Here is a 461-nt window from a genome sequence, read left to right on the forward strand (position 1 = left end):
CGCGGCGCTCAACCTCGAGAAGCAGCACCTGTGGGACACCATGGGCCGGCTCAACCAGTACATCTACGTCGCGAGCGCGCTCGACGCGCAGCTCTCCGCGAAGATCGCGCAGGCCGAGGCGACCGACCCCGAGCGTGCGCGGGCGCTGCGCGAGGACGTGCTGTTCTACGTGCGGCAGAAGCACCAGGACCTGCTCACGCAGCTCGCGGTGTCGATCCAGGGCTACCTCGCGATCGACATCATCATCAAGAACAACGTCGAGCTCATCAAGGGCGTCGACCGCGCGACGACCACGACCGTCGCGGCCCTGCGCACCGCGGTGCTGGTCGCGCAGGCCCTCAACAACCAGAAGCTCGTGCTCGACCAGATCTCGGCGCTCAACACCACGACGTCGAACATGATCGCGTCGACGTCGAAGATGCTGCGCGAGCAGTCGGTGACGATCCAGCAGCAGGCCGCGA

1 protein-coding gene is annotated in these 461 nt (G+C 66.6%); it reads left to right on the plus strand.

Translation table 11 applies throughout. The annotated features are described in order from the left end of the window. A partial coding sequence (locus G3I71_RS47250) for a toxic anion resistance protein (RefSeq protein WP_203733149.1) occupies window positions 1–461 on the plus strand: 461 nt, incomplete at both ends.

Source organism: Streptomyces sp. SID12501 (assembly GCF_010550245.1).
Lineage (GTDB): Bacteria > Actinomycetota > Actinomycetes > Streptomycetales > Streptomycetaceae > Streptomyces.